This is a genomic window from Nitrosomonas sp. Nm33 (assembly GCF_900107265.1).
In the GTDB taxonomy this organism is placed as follows: domain Bacteria; phylum Pseudomonadota; class Gammaproteobacteria; order Burkholderiales; family Nitrosomonadaceae; genus Nitrosomonas.
Map to the genome: position 1 here is coordinate 77,744 of NZ_FNPJ01000003.1, position 18,874 is coordinate 96,617.

14 protein-coding genes and 1 tRNA gene are annotated in these 18,874 nt (G+C 38.3%); 14 read left to right on the forward strand and 1 reads right to left on the reverse strand.

The window, feature by feature from the left end; genetic code table 11:
* The first annotated feature begins 2 nt into the window (after window positions 1-2).
* The 11 genes from hflC to BLV54_RS01360 all read left to right on the forward strand — a co-directional run bounded on the left by hflC (window position 3) and on the right by BLV54_RS01360 (window position 13,093).
* Window positions 3-896 (forward strand): protease modulator HflC, encoded by an 894-nt coding sequence (gene hflC, locus BLV54_RS01305; protein WP_090566630.1) that lies wholly within the window; start codon window positions 3-5, stop codon window positions 894-896.
* 147 nt (window positions 897-1,043) lie between these two features.
* Window positions 1,044-1,211, forward strand: coding sequence for a DUF2065 domain-containing protein (locus BLV54_RS01310; RefSeq protein ID WP_339389421.1), 168 nt, complete (start codon window positions 1,044-1,046; stop codon window positions 1,209-1,211).
* A gap of 65 nt (window positions 1,212-1,276) precedes the next feature.
* Window positions 1,277-2,449, forward strand: coding sequence for an ATP phosphoribosyltransferase regulatory subunit (locus tag BLV54_RS01315; RefSeq protein ID WP_090566634.1), 1,173 nt, complete (start codon window positions 1,277-1,279; stop codon window positions 2,447-2,449).
* Window positions 2,450-2,486: 37 nt separating this feature from the next.
* Window positions 2,487-3,797, forward strand: a complete 1,311-nt coding sequence (locus tag BLV54_RS01320) for an adenylosuccinate synthase (protein ID WP_090566637.1) — start codon at window positions 2,487-2,489, stop codon at window positions 3,795-3,797.
* A 1,963-nt stretch (window positions 3,798-5,760) separates the two neighbouring features.
* On the forward strand, window positions 5,761-8,484 hold the full coding sequence (gene secA, locus BLV54_RS01330) for a preprotein translocase subunit SecA (RefSeq protein WP_090566643.1): 2,724 nt from the start codon (window positions 5,761-5,763) through the stop codon (window positions 8,482-8,484).
* An 816-nt stretch (window positions 8,485-9,300) separates the two neighbouring features.
* Window positions 9,301-9,900, forward strand: a complete 600-nt coding sequence (gene petA, locus BLV54_RS01335; protein WP_090566646.1) for a ubiquinol-cytochrome c reductase iron-sulfur subunit — start codon at window positions 9,301-9,303, stop codon at window positions 9,898-9,900.
* A 1-nt stretch (window position 9,901) separates the two neighbouring features.
* Window positions 9,902-11,149, forward strand: a complete 1,248-nt coding sequence (locus tag BLV54_RS01340; protein ID WP_090566649.1) for a cytochrome b — start codon at window positions 9,902-9,904, stop codon at window positions 11,147-11,149.
* The gene (locus BLV54_RS01345) at window positions 11,146-11,877 is read left to right on the forward strand and encodes a cytochrome c1 (protein ID WP_090566652.1); all 732 of its coding nucleotides are present in this window, start codon (window positions 11,146-11,148) and stop codon (window positions 11,875-11,877) included. Before BLV54_RS01340 ends, BLV54_RS01345 begins: the two co-directional genes overlap by 4 nt.
* A 42-nt stretch (window positions 11,878-11,919) precedes the next feature.
* Window positions 11,920-12,519, forward strand: a complete 600-nt coding sequence (locus tag BLV54_RS01350; protein ID WP_090566654.1) for a glutathione S-transferase N-terminal domain-containing protein — start codon at window positions 11,920-11,922, stop codon at window positions 12,517-12,519.
* A complete protein-coding gene (locus tag BLV54_RS01355; RefSeq protein ID WP_090566657.1) occupies window positions 12,516-12,947 on the forward strand; it encodes a ClpXP protease specificity-enhancing factor in 432 nt (143 codons plus the stop codon). The genes BLV54_RS01350 and BLV54_RS01355 overlap by 4 nt, the downstream gene beginning before the upstream one ends.
* A gap of 70 nt (window positions 12,948-13,017) precedes the next feature.
* Window positions 13,018-13,093: transfer RNA gene (locus tag BLV54_RS01360), tRNA-Thr, on the forward strand.
* Window positions 13,094-13,419: 326 nt separating this feature from the next.
* Here BLV54_RS01360 and BLV54_RS01365 read toward each other — a convergent pair.
* Window positions 13,420-13,626, reverse strand: coding sequence for a hypothetical protein (locus BLV54_RS01365; protein ID WP_090566660.1), 207 nt, complete (start codon window positions 13,624-13,626; stop codon window positions 13,420-13,422).
* Between the two features lie 433 nt (window positions 13,627-14,059).
* Between BLV54_RS01365 and BLV54_RS15355 the strand changes: the two genes are divergently transcribed.
* From BLV54_RS15355 to BLV54_RS01380, 3 genes are all read left to right on the forward strand, one after another.
* Window positions 14,060-14,278, forward strand: a complete 219-nt coding sequence (locus BLV54_RS15355) for a hypothetical protein (protein ID WP_143032383.1) — start codon at window positions 14,060-14,062, stop codon at window positions 14,276-14,278.
* A 783-nt stretch (window positions 14,279-15,061) separates the two neighbouring features.
* On the forward strand, window positions 15,062-15,772 hold the full coding sequence (locus BLV54_RS01370) for an RNA polymerase sigma factor FliA (RefSeq protein WP_090566661.1): 711 nt from the start codon (window positions 15,062-15,064) through the stop codon (window positions 15,770-15,772).
* A gap of 1,495 nt (window positions 15,773-17,267) precedes the next feature.
* Complete coding sequence (locus BLV54_RS01380) at window positions 17,268-17,534, forward strand: hypothetical protein (protein WP_176969635.1); 267 nt, start codon at window positions 17,268-17,270, stop codon at window positions 17,532-17,534.
* The last annotated feature ends 1,340 nt before the right edge of the window (window positions 17,535-18,874 follow it).

Genomic DNA, 18,874 nt, shown 5'->3' on the forward strand with positions numbered 1-18,874 from the left:
AAATGGGAAAATTATCATCAATATTATCGGGCATAGTCGCTGTATTAGTTTTAGTGGGAGGTTCTGCAATATTTATTGTTGATGAGCGCGAACAAGCAATTTTATTTCAACTGGGGGAAGTGGTTGATGTAAAAACTTCGCCAGGGTTGTATTTTAAGATTCCTGTAGCGCAGAATGTACGTTACTTTGATTCACGCATACTCACTTTGGATACAGAAGAGCCGGAACGCTTTATTACTTCAGAAAAGAAGAACGTTTTGGTGGATTTTTTTGTGAAATGGCGTATCGTTGACGTGAAGCAATACTATATTAGTGTGCGAGGAGATGAAGCATTAGCACGGACTCGATTGGTACAAACAGTGAATTCGAGTATGCGTGACGAGTTTGGTAACCGCACTGTGCATGAAGTGGTTTCTGGTGAGCGTGATAGGATCATGGAAATCATGCGTCAGAAAGCAAATGTGGATGCAAAAAAAATCGGTGTTGAAGTGGTTGATGTGCGTTTGAAACGTGTTGATTTACCCCAAGAGGTTAGCGATTCAGTGTATCGCAGGATGGAAGCTGAACGAAAACGGGTGGCAAATGAATTGCGTTCAACTGGTGCTGCGGAAGCTGAAAAGATCCGTGCGGATGCTGATCGGCAACGTGAAGTAATATTGGCTGAAGCTTATCGTGACGCTCAGAAGATTATGGGGGAAGGTGATGGCCAGGCTGCTGCTACATATGCAGGCACCTTCGAAAAGAATCCAGAGTTTTATGCGTTCTACCGAAGCCTGGAGGCCTATAAAAATTCCTTTAAGGAAAAAGGGGATATATTAGTGCTTGAACCCAACTCAGAATTTTTTAAATATTTGAATAGTGCGGGAAGTAAAAATAACGCAGTAAGTAAAAAATAAAAGTCAGGTCAAAACACTTTGAACAGTGTTTTGACCTTTTTACTCAGTTTTGGGAGAATTTGATCTGGTGAGTAGATTTCATTATGGAAAACGCTGGATCATCAAGAATTTTGTTGGAGATACCGTTGTATGTGGGATATCTTTCTGATGGCCATTGCATTAATGTTGGTATTGGAAGGTATTTTTCCTTTTACATTCCCTAATGCTTGGCGTGATTCTTTTAGAAAACTTGTTGAATTGGAAGATAATCAGATCCGATTCATTGGACTGACGTCAATGGTAATAGGGTTAATAGTGCTCTATTTAGTGAATTAAATTCTTATAACCTTCTCTTTTGCTAGGCAGTTGATAAGTTAAGCAACTCCTAAATCATTACAAGAATGCGTAACTGGTTTCTCCCTGAATATGTCGAAGATGTTCTGCCGTCCGAGGCATTACGTATCGAAAAAATGCGTCGCTGCATCTTGGATTTACTTCTTGTACATGGCTATCAGTTTGTTATTCCACCATTATTGGAGTACGTGGAATCATTATTGTCAGGCAGTGGCGGTGATATGGATCTGCGCATGTTTAAGGTGTTAGATCAATTAAGCGGAAGAATGATGGGGTTGCGCGCAGATAGTACACCCCAAACTGCACGCATAGATGCACATTTACTGAATGCTAAAGGAGTGACTCGTCTTTGCTATGCAAATAGCGTGTTACATGCTGTTCCTTGCGAAATTACACGTACTCGTGAACCCTTTCAGATCGGCGCGGAATTATATGGTCACTCTAGTCTGGAAAGTGATCTTGAGATTCAACGTTTAATGTTGAAATGTCTTGCAGTGTCTGGGGTTGACAAAATTCATCTCGATCTGGGTCATGTAGATATTTTTCGAAGTTTGATTAAGGATTTAGAGATTCTCCCTGAGTTTGAAGTGGATTTGTACAATGTATTGCAAACTAAAGATACAGCTGCTCTGAGGGAGCTTCTATGTACTGGGCTTGATAAACGGCTAGATAACCATATTCGAGATGCTCTGATGCTTCTTCCTGAATTATATGGTGGTAAAAAAATACTTGCATACGCTCGTAAAACGCTACCTGATTATCCAGAAATCGAAAATGCACTGGATCAGCTTGAGGTGGTTGAAGAAGAGTTAAAGACATATGTAGATACAATAACTTTCGATTTATCTGATCTGCGCGGCTATCATTATCACACAGGTATGGTATTTGCAGCTTATACGCAAGGAAGCGCTAACGCTATTGCATTGGGAGGACGGTACGATGAAATAGGCAAAGCGTTTGGAAGAGCAAGGCCGGCTACAGGCTTCAGTATGGATTTACGTGAATTGTCGAGGTTGGTCAGATCAGATACATGCTCTAAAGGAATTCTGGCGCCTTACAAAAGAGATGATAAAACACTGGAAAAAATAATTGAGCAGTTGAGAAATGAAGGTCATATCGTTATAACAGAATTGCCTGGAAGTGAAAGCGAAGAAAATACCCCCTACTATGACAGGAAGATTATCTTGCACAATGGTGTATGGCAAGTAGTGGGAATATAAATTGTCCATATACATCAAGATGAAGGAATTCTGAGATATGACCAAAAATGTAGTTGTCATTGGAACACAGTGGGGAGATGAAGGGAAAGGCAAAGTAGTCGATTGGCTAACTGATCATGCAGCAGGCGTCGTTCGTTTTCAGGGGGGTCATAATGCTGGTCATACGTTGGTAATCGGCAACAAAAAAACTGTTTTGCACCTTGTGCCTTCTGGAATTTTGCGCGAGAACGTTGTTTGCTATATTGGTAATGGAGTAGTACTTTCTCCGCAGGCTTTGCTTGAAGAAATTGATATGCTTGAGAAGGCAGGCATCGATGTTTGTCAAAGATTGCGAATTAGTGAAGCTTGTCCGCTCATATTACCTCATCACATTGCGCTTGATAATGCGCGAGAAATAGCTAGAGGTTCAGACAAAATTGGCACTACTGGTCGTGGTATTGGCCCAGCTTATGAAGATAAAGTTGCGCGACGTGCAATACGTTTGCAAGATTTACTTTGCCGTGAGAGATTTATTGTTAAACTAGAAGAAATACTCGATTATCATAATTTTGTTTTGAGAAATTATTACCAAGCGCCTATAGTCGATCTTAATAAGACAATTGATGAAAGCCTCACTGAGGCTGAGCGTATTAGGCCTATGGTAGCAGATGTGCCGCAATTGCTATTTGAAGCCAATAAAGAAGGTAATAACCTTCTGTTTGAAGGCGCTCAGGGAGCGTTGCTAGATATTGATCATGGCACTTATCCTTTTGTGACATCTAGCAATTGTATTGCTGGTGCGGCAGCATCCGGCAGCGGGGTAGGGCCACAGATGTTGCATTATGTTCTGGGTATTACTAAAGCGTATACGACTCGCGTGGGCTCGGGGCCATTTCCTACTGAGCTTAACAATGATGTAGGTGAGTATTTAGCTACTCGTGGTAACGAGTACGGCTCAACAACAGGGCGTCGCCGCCGTTGTGGTTGGTTTGATGCAGTAGCAATGAAACGTTCTACCCAGATCAATGGCGTATCGGGCTTATGTATTACCAAATTAGATGTTCTTGATGGTCTTGAAACCTTGAAGCTTTGCGTAGGATATAAGTTAAATAGCAGTAATACTGCCATGGAAAAATCTCTTAGCATTTTACCAGTAGGCGCTGAAGAGTTGATAGCCTGTGAACCTATCTATGAAGAGATGCCTGGATGGACCAAGAGTACCCAAGGATTAAGAGATTTTGAGCAATTACCGAAAGCAGCACAAAATTATCTAAAAAGGCTGGAAGAAATCTGTGAGGTACCGATAGATATGATTTCGACGGGTCCTGATCGTGACGAAACTATCGTTTCTAGGCATCCATTTGAATAATTTTCTTATTCATTTTTATCTATTTTTTTTTCGTTTCTTCCATTCTTGAGTGAGCTTATTGAGAGCTCATTGAGAGCTCATTCTACTTTTTTTGGCTAATTTCATTCTCGCATTTGTTTCTTTTGATTTTTCGTAAACAATTTCGAGTCCCTATTCAGCTTCTGCAACCTTTTGTTTAAAATACCGTAATCGTTCTTTTATTACCTCGATTTGTTGTCCAGCAGTTCTTGCCTGACATTGGGAATAAATATTTTTGGAGATCATTTTATGCAACTAAAACTGGTTGATTTAATACGAGTATTAATTGTACTAATATTAAGTATTTTTTTTAGCTCATTAGCTACTTTGGTACAGGCATCATGTAAGGGATGTCTTTGTGTGGGTGATCCCTGTCGGTTATGCTCTTTACCTCCAATGACTACTGATGTGATTGCAGAGGATGAGCCAGAAACATGCAAGCGGATCCGAGACGAAGTGGCTCCCATCTCTTCACCTCCTGGAACTAATGAGTATTTTGCTAGCCTTGATAAGTCAACAATGGCTTGTATAAAAAACGGGGGAGATGTCATTAAAAACTCGCGTCGCAGTGAAGCTTTTCCTGCAAGGGTTTATTGTAAGCCATATGCTCCAGCGAAGAATTAAAGTAATTTGGAATTTTTGTTACTGTAAGAAATATCTAAGATTGCTTTCTGGTGTACTAATGAGTTATAGAAAAGTATATATTTAATTCTTTAACCTTAATTTATATTCAGAAGCTGCTGAACTATAAAGAAATTGTTGTGTGGTGTGCTCTACTGTCAAGATTTGAGAGCTGAGTGCAAATTTGCTTCGACCGTTAATAAAATTTGATGGAAATTCATTTTGTTCGTGCGACACTACTTATTTCTGGAATAATCTGTCCTTGCTCTTCTTTATACGTTCATACCAATCCAAGGCAATCTTATTGTCAGCCGCTCTCGTCTTAAATGGACTGTTCTTTTTTCATTTTTGGTCTGGGTACAGAAATATACGGAGTTGTGCCAGCGATGATTTTATATTCTGTGCGCCAATTCACCGTGTGAAACTTAAATGCAATGACAACACGAACACTCAATGTATCAGGAATGAACCGGGGTGTTTCAAATAGTAAGTTCTGTCTAATACTAACAGTAAATCAGGTTTGTTAAGTACTTCCAAAATATCATCACCATTCATATAGTTTTGTGTAATTGCCGAATGGACCATGTATTCGTACTCGGTGATATTGTGTGCAATATTGAAGCATGTCTTGTCTTGTCACAAAGTATCAAGCGGCATCAAGCGAATATTTTTGATTTCAGTGAGTTTACGTAAAACTGCTACATGCGCTGATTATGGTATAGCATGATGCCCATTATTTGTTCTTGCTTATCTATTGTTAGACCCTCAGGGAATGATATTTCTGCTTTCTTAGACATAGTAATCTCTTATGAGCAGGATGTATTCGAAATAAGACGGAAATCATTAGAGTTTTAATTTCCGACAAAGACGTAATTTATGCGTTTTTGAGCGTTATATCGGTTGATTGCGCTGACTGCTATTTTGAGTATGGTAAGATGAGCGTATTTGACTATAGATGATTTAGTCGAGAACTATACTGAAAGCGGTGAGCATCATTCACTTGATGAATAGTTAGTATCAAAGAGAGTATTGGAGTAAAAAACTAACCCATCCTTTGCATTAATTTGATTTTGGATTCTGAGGATAATGTGCAGTCAATATCTTTTATGATTCATTTTTAAATTTTTAACAAAATAGACAAATTTTTGCTCCATTTCTGAAAATCAAGTGAATGATAAATAATAAAGAACTCAAAACATGCTGTGATCATGTCATAAAAAGCAAAGTAGAAATTATCTGGTATTTTTTCTAATCTCCACTGTAATGTCAGAAATCTAAAGATTTATCGTGACTAATTGATTGAAATTAATAAATTAAATATTTTATGTTAAACAATTTGCTTAAAAGGATCTTTGGTAGCCGCAATGACCGCTTAATCAAGCAATATTCCCAGATTGTACGTGTTATCAATGAATTAGAATCAACTATTGCACCATTGTCTGATAATGATCTATGCGGCAAGACTCATGAATTCAAGCAACGACTTTCCAACGGCGAAGCACTTGATGCGCTGTTACCCGAAGCATTCGCAGTAGTGCGGGAAGCAGGCAAGCGTGTGTTGGGAATGCGTCACTTTGATGTGCAGCTAATCGGTGGAATGGTGTTGCATCATGGGAAAATTGCTGAGATGCGTACCGGCGAAGGTAAAACATTAATGGCCACCCTGCCTGCCTATCTTAATGCCTTGACGGGACAAGGGGTACATATTGTGACGGTAAACGATTATCTTGCCAGACGTGATGCAGACTGGATGGGAAAAATTCACCAATTTCTGGGTTTGTCGGTTGGTGTAATTATTTCCCAAATGGCGCAAGATGCAAAACAAACTGCTTACGCTGCTGATATTACCTATGGTACTAATAATGAGTATGGTTTTGATTACTTACGCGACAACATGGTTGGTCATCCTGCTGAGCGTGTACAACGTATGCTTAATTTTACAATTGTCGATGAAGTCGATTCGATTTTGATCGATGAGGCGCGTACCCCACTGATCATATCAGGTCAAGCAGAAGGCGATACTGAGATTTATGTGCGTATCAATGCATTAATACCTGAACTTACCCGGCAGCAAATAGAGAAAGGGCCTGGCGACTATAGTGTGGATGAAAAATCTCAGCAGGTATTATTGAGTGAGGAAGGTTTTGAGCATGCCGAGAAATTGCTCGCTAAGGCTGGTTTACTAGCGGCTGGGACAAGCCTTTATGATCCGATCAATATCAATTTAATTCATCATCTCAATGCTGCATTGCGCGCGCACGCCTTGTATCACCGTGACCAGCATTATGTAGTACAAAATAATGAAGTAATTATCGTTGACGAGTTTACTGGCCGCTTAATGCCGGGAAGGCGATGGTCGGAAGGACTGCATCAAGCTGTTGAAGCAAAAGAAAATGTCCCGATTCAGAAAGAGAATCAGACGCTTGCTTCGATTACGTTTCAAAATTATTTTCGTATGTATCATAAGCTTGCTGGCATGACAGGGACAGCAGATACCGAAGCTTTTGAATTTCAACAAATCTATGGACTTGAAACTGTCGTTATTCCGACACATCGCTCGATGATTCGTGAAGACAGGATGGATAAAGTCTTTCGTACCATGAAGGAAAAACATCAAGCCATCCTGGAAGATATCAAGGATTGTTATCAGCGTGGACAGCCAACGCTTGTTGGAACAACTTCCATTGAGAGTAATGAATTGCTTTCTTCTTTATTAAGCAAAGAAAAATTACCGCATCAAGTTCTCAACGCGAAGCAACATGCCCGTGAAGCAGATATCATTGCTCAGGCGGGTCGACCCAAAATGATTACGATCGCGACTAACATGGCCGGAAGGGGTACCGACATTGTATTAGGAGGTAATCCAGAGCAAGAAATTTATCGTGTTCATTCAGATGAAACACTCAACGAAGAAACTAAAGCGAAGCGTGTCGCTGAAATACAGAAAGCATGGCAGGAGCGACATGATGAAGTAATTAAACTGGGTGGATTACATATTATAGGTACTGAACGACATGAATCACGCAGAATTGACAATCAGTTACGTGGACGTGCTGGACGACAAGGTGATTCCGGCTCTAGTCGTTTCTATCTTTCACTCGAAGATCCACTTCTGCGTATTTTCGCATCTGACCGTGTGGCAAGTATTATGACACGCCTTAAAATGCCTGAAGGAGAAGCGATAGAACATCCATGGGTAACACGGGCAATAGAGAATGCACAGCGGAAAGTTGAAGCCAGAAACTTTGATATTCGTAAACAATTGCTTGAATTTGATGATGTTGCTAATGATCAGCGTAAAGTGATTTATCAGCAGCGAAATGAATTACTGGAAGCGCAACAAGATATCACAGAGACGGTAACAGCTATTCAAGAAAGTGTAATCAATAATCTTTTCAATCTCCATATTCCACCTCAAAGTATAGAAGAACAGTGGGATATTACTGGATTAGAGAAAACATTAGCGAGCGATTACCATCTTCATTTGCCAATTCAGGAGTGGCTAGATAAAGAACCTGATTTGCACGCCGAGAATTTGCTGGAAAGAGTTTTGGAAGCAGCACGTGCGCATTATAGTAGTAAGTCAGAAATGGTCGGTAGCCATCTTATGCACCAATACGAGCGGGCAATCATGCTGCATAGCCTTGATAATCATTGGCGAGAACATCTGGCAGCATTGGACCATTTACGGCAAGGAATTCACTTGCGTGGCTATGCTGCTAAAAATCCAAAGGAGGAATATAAACGAGAAGCCTTCGAGTTATTTGCTAATATGCTTGAGGAGATCAAGGTTGAGGTAACTAAAATACTCATGACTGTTCAAATAAGAAATGAGCAGCAAGTTGAAACAGTAGCCGAAGCAGCACCTCCATCTCTCAATATGCAATATCACCATGCAGCTTATGAAGAAGTAATAGATAAGCAACAACAGGGTCCTGAAGAAAAACCCCAACCTTTTGTTCGCAAAAGCACTAAAGTTGGCCGAAATGATCCTTGTCCATGTGGTTCTGGAAAGAAATATAAGCATTGCCATGGTAAGCTTAAATAGTAAATGATTGACTGATTAATGCGTAAGTATTTGGGAAAGCTCTTATACGAATTGGCGAAGTAGAGGGACTAACAAATAATTGAAAGGCAGCGCTAAATTTATGACTGGCATTTTTAATGAAGCACAATTGATTAATGGATTACGTTATTGCCTAATTTTTATTCTAGATTAATACCACTCTAATCGAGCACGACCATCAATTTCAGATCAAATTCCATTGGTATCTGGAAGATACGGATATGCAACATGCTTATATCAAACCCAGAAGACCGCGATTAAAAGGTAAAGTAGAAGTTACACATGGGCAGACCGAATTCTATTAACTACTAACCTATAGAGATAATGTTGATCTGCACGTCAAGTTAGCTAAATGGGAAGCTTTCTATAACTAACGGACCGCACGGTGGTGGGTGAGGAAAAAACATATAAACGTTTAATTGAAAAAATATGCTGTTAACCATTTACACTTTCTGACGCGTCAAGTCAGTTTTTTATGCTTGTATTCAGTAATGGCTGACTGTTCGTAATCGAACACATTACCATCCTGATGGAGCCGCGCATCATCCAGAAATCATTGGCTTCAGATAACCATCAAATTCAAAAAATGAAATTTTTCAGGCCAAACTATTTGGTTATTTGATCTATATATTACCCTGTTATGTAAAGGGTCATGTTATACTTAAAAAATTATGCTTTTAAAGTGTATGATGTTCTTTAAGTGTTATTGAAAAATAAAGCATAAAAATAAACAGGCTGATCGGCTCCTAATTTGAGTCGATTCTGGGTAGAAAATTCATTGGATGGAATTATTGAAAAATGGCAGATAGTATTGGTGAGATGAATAGTCGGCGTCGTTTTCTAGTGCTAGCCACATCTGTAGCAGGTGGAGTTGCTGCCGTGGCGGTGGCGACACCGTTCATGTTATATATGATGCCTAGTGAGCGCGCTAAAGCAGCTGGAGCACCGGTAGAAGTCGATATTAGTAAGCTGGAGCCTGGTATGCTACTAATGGTTGAGTGGCGGGGGAAAGTGGTTTGGGTACTGAGGCGCACGCTGGAAATGTTGGAGAATTTGAAGAAGCTAAATGATCAACTAGCTGATCCAACTTCAGAAAAAAATCAGCAACCACTTTACGCAAAGAATGAAACGCGTTCTATTAAACCTGAAATTCTTGTGGTAGAGGGTGTATGTACACATCTCGGCTGTTCTCCAGTATTTAGGAAGGATATTGCTCCTGCTGATTTAGGGCCTGATTGGTTAGGTGGTTTTTTCTGCCCCTGCCACGGTTCAAAATTTGATTTGGCTGGACGTGTTTATAAGAATGTTCCGGCACCTACTAATTTAGTTGTGCCTTCTCATGTTTATTTGAGTGAAAATCGGCTTTTAATTGGCTCTGAAAGCAAGGAATCTGTATAAAATGAGTAAACAAGAAAATTCGTTTATTGGATGGATTGATGAGCGCTTCCCAATGACTGCTACTTGGAGAGCGCATCTTTCTGAATATTATGCTCCTAAGAATTTTAATTTTTGGTATTACTTCGGTTCGCTAGCAATGCTTGTGCTGGTTAATCAATTAATTACCGGTATTTTTCTTACTATGAGCTATAAGCCAGATGCTAGTCTTGCATTTTCATCAGTTGAATACATCATGCGGGATGTGAATTTTGGCTGGTTGATTCGATATATGCATTCTACGGGAGCTTCCATGTTTTTTGTGGTGGTTTATTTGCATATGTTCCGAGGAATGATGTATGGTTCTTATCGCAAACCCAGGGAGCTTTTATGGCTGATAGGGATGGCGATATTTTTTGTGTTGATGAGTTTAGCATTTACTGGGTATATTTTACCTTGGGGACAAATGTCTTATTGGGGTGCTCAGGTAATTGTAAGTATGTTTGGGGCGATTCCGTTTATTGGTGAAACGTTATCAAACTGGATTCTGGGAGACTTCATGCTCTCGGATGCAGCACTTAACCGTTTTTTTGCATATCATGTGGTGACGCTGCCACTTTTAATAATTGTTCTGGTATTTGTTCATATCATCGCATTGCATGAAGTTGGATCCAATAATCCAGATGGAATAGAAATCAAATCTAACAAAGATCCAAAAACGGGAATTCCCGTGGATGGAATACCATTTCATCCTTACTACTCTGTAAAGGATATAGTCGGAGTTGTTGGATTTCTAATTGTGTTTTGCGGCATTATATTTTTTGTTCCTGAAATGGGTGGATATTTTCTTGAGCATAATAATTTTATCCCTGCAAATACGCTACAAACACCCGATCATATTGCTCCGGTGTGGTATTTCACTCCTTATTATTCGATGCTTAGGGCGGTCACAGTTAATTTTCTCGGGGTAGATGCGAAACTGTGGGGTGTTATCTTAATGGCGGGTTCAGTACTTATTTTTAGTTTCTTGCCGTGGTTAGATCGTAGTCCCGTCAAATCAATACGTTATAAAGGACCAATCTTTAAATTCGCGCTGACGCTTTTTGTAATAAGCTTTTTTGTATTAGGTTGGCTTGGCACAAAAGCACCGACACCTTTGTACACGTTATTAGCTCAAATTTTTACGGTTATTTATTTTGCATTTTTTATTCTGATGCCATGGTACAGCAAGATAGATAAAACAAAACCAGAACCAAAAAGAGTGACAAAATGAGATTAATAAAATTCCTGCTTTTTTTTATCAGCTTAGCTCCGATTATTGTTTTTGCAGCCACTGACATAGAACTTGATAAGGCACCAATTGATACTTCTGATAACGCATCATTACAACGTGGTGCGCAAAGCTTTGTTAATTATTGCCTGACATGCCATGGTGCAAGTTATATGCGTTATAACCGACATCAAGATATCGGATTAAGTAACCAAGATATCAGTGAGCGCCTTATTCATACGGGACAAAAAGTTGGTGATATGATGTTCACTGCAATAAGGAAGAATGAAGCTGAAGAATCGTTTGGGGTCGTTCCGCCAGATTTATCTGTAATCGCACGTTCCCGCGGTGCAGATTGGCTGTATACATATCTCAGATCTTTTTATAGAGATGAATCGTCTTCTAGTGGCTGGAATAATTTAATTTTCGATAGAGTCGCAATGCCGCATGTTTTGTATCAATTGCAAGGTCAACAAGTACTTATTACAAAATCGGCTAATAGTGAGAAAGGCACTCCAGAAATAAAGGAATTGAAGTTGAGTGTTCCTGGGTTACTTTCCAAAGAAGAATATGATAATTTTGTTACAGATCTGGTAAACTATATGGTTTATTTGGGCGAGCCTCATGCGAATTATCGTAAGAAACTTGGAGCTATTGTCCTTATCTTTTTATTGAGCATGCTTGGATTGACTTATTTACTAAAACGTGAATATTGGAGAGATGTGCACTAATAAATTATTGAATCAAAACACTATGAAGATGTATAAGTCATTATGATGACGCTGTATTCCACTGCAACATGTCCTTTTAGTCACCGATGTCGCATCGTGCTGCACGAAAAGGACATGGATTTTCAGGTCATTGATGTTGATCCTCACAATAAACCGGAAGATCTGGCTGTAATTAGTCCCTATGGTCGTGTACCAATCTTGATCGAACGTGATCTCGTGCTCTATGAATCTAATATCATCAATGAGTACATCGATGATCGTTTTCCTCATCCACAATTAATGCCAGCAGAACCAGTAATGCGTGCTCGTGCACGATTATTATTACATCGATTTGAACAAGAGTTATTTTGCCATATTGAGGCTGTCGAACAGAGTGATCAAAAGATAGCTGACAAAATGCGAGTAGCAATTGCTGATAGTTTGACAATGATTGCGCCAATCTTTGATAAGCAAAAATATATGTTGGGTGATGAATATTCCATGTTAGATGTAGCTATAGCACCTCTATTATGGAGATTGGACCATTATGGAATTAGCTTGCCAAAACAGGCTGCGCCATTACTCAAATATTCTGAGCGATTATTTAGTAGACCATTATTTATTGATGCTCTAACTGCTTCAGAGAAATTAATGCGTAAATGAAGTATTCTACGACTAAGCCTTATCTAATAAGAGCTATTTACGAATGGTGCGTTGATAATGAATTGACTGCTTATATTTCTGTTGTAATTGATCAAAATATATCCTTGCCTAAGGAATATACAAGCGATGGAGAAATCACTTTAAATATTAGTCCTAAAGCTACTCGCGACTTATTACTTGGTAATGATGTTATTCAATTTACAGCGCGCTTTAATGAGATGCCTAGAGAGGTCTCAATTCCTATTAGTGCGATTAAGGCAATATTTGCAAAAGAAATTAATCAAGGATTATTCTTTTCTCCTGAAATTGAGCAAGAATTATCATCCACTTTAAAGGATGAAAATATGAATTTTCAGGAGCCTGGATCTAATATTTGCGCAACGCATAAGCATGGAGGCGATCGAGTTAATTTAAAAAATATTAAATAAAAAGAGAATAACTTGCAATAGTCTAAGGTTTATAATTGCTAATAATTAGCTAAATATATCTATTTTATATGCCGGCATAGCTCAGATGGTAGAGCAGCTGATTTGTAATCAGAAGGTCCCGAGTTCGATTCTTGGTGTCGGCACCATTAAATCAATAAGCTATATATTCTTACTAGAGTTTAGAGTAAGTCCTTTCCTTCAGGTTAAAAAATTTTTAACCTGAATTTATCAATTGCGCTAATTCTTCTTTTTGCTATATTGTCTTATGTAATTCACGTTTAGAGTCGCTGCTTTTTCTCCATCAGGAGGTTGGTTTTTTTAACAAGTTGATTCCACCACTGCCTGACAGCAACATGTCAAAAAAGGCGGATTAATCCATAGCGGATTTGCCTGATTGTTTTAATATTTTCTTTGCCCAAGGAGCGTGCTGACACAGCGTATCGACTGCCTAGTCGTTTAAGTAACTGAGCGATTACACCAGACCGTAACTTAGCATAATTGTGATAAGCACTCGGCGATGTAAGGTTCTGCGTGTTTGTAGCCACGCTTCTTTCATGCCCCAAGTTTGCTTCGGCTGATTGAACATGGGCTCAGCAACCAATGCTGGCTCCAACTTTCGATCACTTGTTCGGATGTCAATGTAATACCAGTGCTTAATATCAGACTGGCAATTTTCCATTCTCCGTTGCGTCTGTCACACTTGCACCAAAAATCTAACTAGTCATCCAGAAAACGTGCCTTAACACCTGTTGACCACGCAAGCACATTCGTTGCTCTTTGCCGTAGAGTTTTAGCGTTACGATAGTACGATGCAACTTATCAATACGTACCGGTGTGTATTTTTCTCCATACTCCTTTTTCCCTCCCTAATTCACCCTATCTCTGAAGCGGCAGTGCATCGTAGAGGAGGTGGTTGCACTTCTGTCATCAAGGTCAATAAATTCTTAATTTATCGAATATCGCTAACTTGGCCACTGCTTAGGATAAAATTTAGAAGGTCGCCTAGTTCATCTATAATAGCATGAATTTATTGACAAAACTTCTTATTGAGCATACCGAGGTTTCTGCTTTTGCCGAACTGCCTGCCGCTCTCCGACAGCAGAGGAATGTGCGTGAGTAATCGTACTATTAATCAGAACCTGTTGCATGTTCAGATAATGACTACAACCAATGAACAGAAACTTCCAGATCTCATGTTCTATTTACCCGATGGCTGTGGTAACAATCACCTCTGTATATTACTCCGTAAATCCACATTGCTGCTTTTAAAAGATGCCGATATGTTTCAATGGTCTCAATACTCCGGCATAAACTCGCTCTTGAAGCCGTAATAGTTGATATAAATTCCCTCATTGTTCATCGGTCAATTCTTGCTCTACTCTTCATTCTTACTCAAAATGGACCTGGATTTTGTTGATAATTACGAAAAGTCAACAGAATCGAAAATGTGATCGATCATCTCAAACCATGCATCAGTTTTTAATTTGTATACGATATTAATTTATATCAGGTGGTAATGCTAACGGAATATTTGGATTAAATTTCTAGAATAATGGAAGAAATCATCTTCTATTTGCCTTATTGAAAATTGAATGAGTCACTAATAATACTCATCACTCACTAGGAAATGTAATGGTAGAAAAAATTGTTTAAAGTGTGATGAGTAAACTCTGCTAAATCGTTTAGAAAAAACAAACTACTAATATTTGCTGGTGAGTCATGAATAGTTATCTTGTGTCATCGTTTTGCTCTGTTTGATTTAAATATTTTGTGAAGATAGATGAAATTGTGAATTTGAGAATAGCGTTAGGTATTATTACTCATTATTAATTAGTTTTGCACTATAAAATGTTTAAACAAAAGATATGAAAGACTTGCACATTGCCAATCCTAAATATTCGCTGTCTAGAAATATTAATTTTTCTACTAAAAATGAAGCAATTTTTTTACAGGATCTTGGAATTACATTGATAAAGTTAAATACGATTCCCTGTTATTAATCAATAAGGCAAATTTTGAATTCTAATAAATACGATGAAAGTGTTGAAGATTTCAAGCTTCACTTTATACCAATAGGTAATCTAAATAAGGTGAATTTCTCAGTTTTACACTCTATGTATACTACATCTGGAATCATAGACCAGGAACAATTCCTAGTTGAGTTTACGCCACTAGTAAAACGTATTGCGCGCCATATGATGGTTAAGCTGCCTCCCAGCGTAGAAGTAGATGATCTAATTCAGGCTGGTATGATTCGCTTGCTAGATGCAATAAATCGTTATGAAGGATCGTATGGACGTCAATTTGAAAGTTATGCAGCGCAGCGTATCCGTGGATCAATTTTAGACGAATTGCGTGAGTCTGACTGGTTACCTCGTAGTCTTCGTAAGAAGATGCGCCAGATTGAAGTAACTATGAGAGCGCTGGAGCAGCGTTTGGGTTGTCCTCCAAGTGAGCAGGAGTTAGCAACTGAATTAAATATGACTCTTGATGAGTATCACGAAGCTTTGCAGGAAGTGTGTGGTGGCCAATTGATTTATTATGAAGATTTTCAGGAGGAAGATGAAGGTCATTTCCTAGATCGATTATGTTCTGACTTTGATAATGAGCCACTGGAAATCTTATTGGATAAAAAATTGCGGCAGTCACTGGTTACAGCAATTGAAAATTTGCCGCCAAAGGAAAAAATGGTAATGGGCATGCATTATGAGCAGGAGATGAATTTGCGGGAAATAGGGGAGGTGCTTGGGGTTAGTGAATCACGAGTATGCCAAATACATACTCAGGCGATAGCGCGTCTTCGCCTACAATTGAGAAGCTTGTGAATCTATTAAGTTGATCAGGGCAGCTTTGAAGTTCTTGAGGAACATATGCAACATATTCGCGCGTGATAGAAGCAACCTTGGTTGATTTGGAGAAATAGCCTGATTTTTTGATTAAATACCGATATGGTTTTTTTGCTCATCGTGCGATTGGTGGTAGATTGGTGGTAGTTAGAGATAACCTCCTATTCAGCTAATCAACATCATTCCTATAAGTTAGTGTTGGTAAGACTTACGATGATCTATCCCCTGCGAACATTCTATTTTGCTATTCGCTGCATTCTGGGTTTGATGTGAGGAGTACTAACCCAAGAGCTTTCACGCCAAAAAAGAAGCAACACATTGTGTTTAATTTCATTTCTATTTAATAAATTGCACCCACCATTTCACTTATAAAAAAGAAATAAAATTATTACTAAAATTTTGGGCGATCTCCTGGATTTTATCCTAAACACTAAGTCTGCGATATTCGGTAAGCAAAGAATTTATTGGCCTTCACGATAAAAGTGCAGCCGCTTTGCTAGGTGATAAAGGGTATGATAGCGATGCTTTTGTTCAAAAGCTCACTGAAAAAGGTATTAAACTTGTTACTCCTTTGGGGTAATCGAGTTATTCCAAAAAATTGTGATTGGTTTGTATATAAAGAACCATTGAGTATTTCTTCAATAAAATTAAACATTACAGAAGAATATTTTTTTGGTATGAAAACTAATCTGAAATACTAAAATCATAGGAATTTATACGGTTTGCATCAACATTGATCTGGCTTCGTTAAAATGTTAACAGAACATATCATATACTTTGATCTACAATTCCAACTCTTCTGCCTGTCGACTCGGTTTTTTGAGATGATCATTAACTCGTTCTAGTAAATGCGCATTGCTCCTGGCAAACTGTTTACCGCAGTTTCCAGAATACCACATCTGTTAAATAGTTGAATAGAAGCCATGTAGGATAACAATAACGAACACAGAAAACAGGTCATGTATCTGATTTCCTTATGTGGTTATGGCTTTGATGAAGCTCTGTCCGACACGATGTGCCGACAGGATCGCTTGTTGCTTAACATTTTTGATTGGTGCAAAATGCATAATCATGCTTGCTAGTTTCTTCACGTAAGATTTGACAAATTGGGTGATACCAGCTTGTTGACAAGGTATCCAAATTCACTAGCTTATGCCCAGTTTTGTTAGTTACTGCATGCTTCTATGCCTATTGTTATAATCTTCATGCTAATTCCTGTCTCTGGTTTGGCTGTTTAGTCATTGCTTTAGCACTATGATGCTGTTTAGGGTAAAGAGGAGCTCATTCCCTCACAACAATATTAAAATTAAAACTACCTGACAAATAAAAAACGCTGTTATATACTGATATATTATGAAGCACTCGTTTCTGTTAGAAATAGCAATATCGTTTCCGAGTGTAATAAATTCATTGCTACAGTTAGATTCTAAAAAAAACGATTTGCTATCATTAAATTCAATAAAAGGAGTCAAAAATGAATAAATTTATTATTTCTGCTTTCATTTCTGTGTTGATATTGGGCTCTACCGCTGTCTTTGCTAGTGGAAATAAGGAATCCGCATTAACACCTATTAGAGCGCAAGATCTATTGAACTTGATGTCTTGTAAAGACAAAAAAGCGAATGAGCAAGTTAAAGATCGTGTAAATGGAACTAAGGTTACATGTGGTGAGGTAACGAAAAAAACTGCAAGTGCGGTAAGTGCGAATTCTAAGGCATCTTCTTCAGGTGGCGGATACTAAGCATTTGGTCTGCATTTAGTCTTTTTATTGCATTAAGATGATCAATAATTTATAGACTAAATGCATTTATACGGAAGATTTAAAATATAAATAGCTCCCTTTTAGCGTGAATATAATTTTTCTAGCTATTTCATGGCTAACATGAAGACTATATTTTCCCTAAAATAAAGGATAGAGGTAAAGATTAATAATAAGCTATTAGTTTTAAGTGACAAAATAATTCAAATAGAAGGATATGGGCCTATATTATTAAAGATGTAGCCCATATTCCTTATTTCCTTGTAAGTTCATTTGCTATTTAGATGCGACTAATTAATAATCGTGCGCATCTATAATATAACTTGATTGAGGCTAGTGGACTATTCCCGAGACATTATTTTTATATTTTTATATATGAATTTCAAATATTTGGGCGAATAGAGAGATCTTGAAGATGTGCTGTAGCACTTAATTGATCGCCAGAAAATCAAGTAACTTTGTCAAATCTATACATAGATGCGGAGTCGAAAGGTAAAGTTTTAGAAGGGTATACTGTATCTGTTAAGTGCCTGATAAAGCGGAAGTCAAATCTTTCAAGATTGAGTCAAAACCTGGAGTGCCCTCTATCCTCATAAGTTATCATACTCTTCTGAAGCTAAGCTTATACTACTCGAACGCATTAGTTTCGGGCAGCACCATGGTATCTGGAAGTGTCTCTGGAATCGCAAATGTTTATTCCTGCTATGTACGATAAGCTTCTGCTTTCCTTGTTTCTAGTATCGGGCGCACACTCAGTGATAAGGAAATTGTCGGTACGTTTTTATAAAAAAATATTCATGCTCTCGTATCGGTAAGGTGTTTATCCAGAGCAATCAATAAAATACAAATCAAAAACAAAGCCTGGCGTGTTTATTAACCCCTGTGACATATAGCGCCATCAGCAAAACTACAGATACTTTTTTCATAAAAAATCAGCGCTTTTGACTTTTTCATTTTCAATATTTACGACAATTATGAACAGTAACCATAAAGCTGTTTAATAACCCTTTGAATGAAATGACTCCTTTCGTACAAAATATTCTCTAATTGCTTTAGGCTTAAAAGAATAATTGACACTGATTTCCCTATTGAGAAGGTTTTTTAGTTGTAAGAATATTTGTCAGGGCAATCTTGTTTTAATTATTGAGTCCTAAATGTCAAGGCTAAAATTAAAACATGACATCTTTCTTGGGTTATTTTTCATTCGCCCAAACTATTGAAGCAGTAATAGATTTTATTTTTTGCTGAAATCCCCTGCTATAAATATGGAAAAACTACTTGACTAAAATGATGAAGGTGACTAGCCTGTAGAGTGTAGCCAG

Excerpts from the sequence above, each read along its gene's own strand:
- hflC (WP_090566630.1), top strand. The coding sequence starts at position 3 with ATGGGAAAATTATCATCAATATTATCGGGCATAGTCGCTGTATTAGTT.
- BLV54_RS01310 (WP_339389421.1), top strand. The coding sequence starts at position 1,044 with ATGGCCATTGCATTAATGTTGGTATTGGAAGGTATTTTTCCTTTTACA.
- BLV54_RS01315 (WP_090566634.1), top strand. The coding sequence starts at position 1,277 with ATGCGTAACTGGTTTCTCCCTGAATATGTCGAAGATGTTCTGCCGTCC.
- BLV54_RS01320 (WP_090566637.1), top strand. The coding sequence starts at position 2,487 with ATGACCAAAAATGTAGTTGTCATTGGAACACAGTGGGGAGATGAAGGG.
- secA (WP_090566643.1), top strand. The coding sequence starts at position 5,761 with ATGTTAAACAATTTGCTTAAAAGGATCTTTGGTAGCCGCAATGACCGC.
- petA (WP_090566646.1), top strand. The coding sequence starts at position 9,301 with ATGGCAGATAGTATTGGTGAGATGAATAGTCGGCGTCGTTTTCTAGTG.
- BLV54_RS01340 (WP_090566649.1), top strand. The coding sequence starts at position 9,902 with ATGAGTAAACAAGAAAATTCGTTTATTGGATGGATTGATGAGCGCTTC.
- BLV54_RS01345 (WP_090566652.1), top strand. The coding sequence starts at position 11,146 with ATGAGATTAATAAAATTCCTGCTTTTTTTTATCAGCTTAGCTCCGATT.
- BLV54_RS01350 (WP_090566654.1), top strand. The coding sequence starts at position 11,920 with ATGATGACGCTGTATTCCACTGCAACATGTCCTTTTAGTCACCGATGT.
- BLV54_RS01355 (WP_090566657.1), top strand. The coding sequence starts at position 12,516 with ATGAAGTATTCTACGACTAAGCCTTATCTAATAAGAGCTATTTACGAA.
- BLV54_RS01365 (WP_090566660.1), bottom strand. The coding sequence starts at position 13,626 with ATGGAAAATTGCCAGTCTGATATTAAGCACTGGTATTACATTGACATC.
- BLV54_RS01370 (WP_090566661.1), top strand. The coding sequence starts at position 15,062 with ATGTATACTACATCTGGAATCATAGACCAGGAACAATTCCTAGTTGAG.
- BLV54_RS01380 (WP_176969635.1), top strand. The coding sequence starts at position 17,268 with ATGAATAAATTTATTATTTCTGCTTTCATTTCTGTGTTGATATTGGGC.